The 1258-nt window shown below is 67.3% G+C and carries 3 protein-coding genes; 1 reads left to right on the top strand and 2 read right to left on the bottom strand.

All coding sequences use genetic code 11. From position 1 onward, the window contains the following. Positions 1 to 229: hypothetical protein (locus EN742_RS38890; RefSeq protein WP_210214512.1), on the bottom strand; the 229-nt coding region annotated here is incomplete at its 3' end. Between the two features lie 24 nt (positions 230 to 253). On the opposite strand from EN742_RS38890, the gene EN742_RS35335 reads away from it, so the two are divergent. Then, on the top strand, positions 254 to 799 hold the full coding sequence (locus tag EN742_RS35335; protein ID WP_126055339.1) for an NADAR family protein: 546 nt from the start codon (positions 254 to 256) through the stop codon (positions 797 to 799). Between the two features lie 27 nt (positions 800 to 826). Here EN742_RS35335 and EN742_RS35330 read toward each other — a convergent pair. Next, the coding region (locus EN742_RS35330) for a hypothetical protein (RefSeq protein ID WP_245492485.1) at positions 827 to 1258 on the bottom strand (432 nt) is incomplete at its 5' end.

The raw sequence follows: 1258 nt of genomic DNA, 5'->3' as shown, positions 1-1258 counted from the left end.
ACCGGCGCCGGTTGTGAGCAGTGGCGCCGGTGAAGGAAACGATCGTGGTCATGGCGTTGATCTCCGAACTGTCCTCTGTGACAGCAAGGCGGAGGATAGTCGCCGCCCCGCCGGAGATCGTGACGCGCCGCCGAAACTTCAGGGAAATTGCGGCGAAACCCGCAGGCCGCGCGGCAGGGGGAGCGCGCTGGTGAAAGCGGCGAGGCGCCAGCCGCCATTGACAATTCACCGTCCGCTCCGCTCCATCCCCGTCATGACCTATGATCGTTCCTGGCTCGAGGCAGCCGTCCGCGCGAAATCCCGGCCCAGCTTCTTGTTCTTCTGGGGCCATCAGCCGTCGAAGGACGGAAGCATCACCACGTCCTGTCTCAGCCAGTGGTGGCCCGCGCCCTTCACGGTCGACCGGCTGACCTATGCGACGGCGGAACACTGGATGATGGCCGGCAAGGCGCGGCTGTTCGGCGACGACGAGGCCGTGCGCCGCGTGCTCGCCGCCGCGAGCCCGAAGCAGGCCAAGCAGGTGGGGCGCGAGGTGCGCGGCTTCGACGGAGCGAGTTGGGATGCCGAGAAGTTCCGCCTCGTTTCGGAAGGCAGCTTCCAGAAATTCCGGCAGAACGGGCCGCTTGGCGAATTCCTGCTGGCGACGAAGGATGCCGTGCTGGTCGAGGCAAGCCCCGTCGATCGCATCTGGGGCATTGGCCTCGCCGCGGGTGACGAGCGCGCGGCGAACCCGCTCACCTGGCGCGGCGACAACCTGCTCGGCTTTGCGCTGATGGAGGCGCGAGACAGGCTGCGCTGAGGCGCTGCTGCCTCCTTCCCGCCGGCGTCAGTCCGAGTCGGAGGAAGCCTTGCCGCATTCAGCCAGCACCTTGCCGATCGCCGCGCTCGAGTCGGCAAGCGAAAAACTGTTCTCGCCATATTTGTCGGACGTGACGGTGACCTCGCCCTTGCCGCGCAGCAGGCCAAGCAGCGGGTCGGTGCTGCCGAACTGCGTCGTGAAGTAATTGTACATTGCCTCGAGCACCAGCGTCTTCGTCACCGTCTTGCCGCCGGCCCTGAACGCGAACGAAGCCTTGATGCCCGGCCCCAGCTCCGGCCCGGCCTCGCCGAGGTCGTAGCTCAGCGTCGGCTTGCCGAAACAGGTCAGCATCAGATGCGCGCCACCCTTCGGCCCGCCGCAAACCGACGCCGTCAGCACGCTGCCGCCCTCGTCCTCCTCCATCTTCGCGCTCCAGCTGCAGGATGCGGCGGGGGCCCG

The organism is Mesorhizobium sp. M4A.F.Ca.ET.020.02.1.1, assembly GCF_004022645.1.
GTDB lineage: Bacteria > Pseudomonadota > Alphaproteobacteria > Rhizobiales > Rhizobiaceae > Mesorhizobium.
This window is presented reverse-complemented; position numbering and strand designations above follow the sequence as displayed.

What these genes read in the sequence shown, in the direction of transcription:
- EN742_RS35335 (WP_126055339.1), top strand. Translation starts at nt 254, where the DNA reads ATGACCTATGATCGTTCCTGGCTCGAGGCAGCCGTCCGCGCGAAATCC.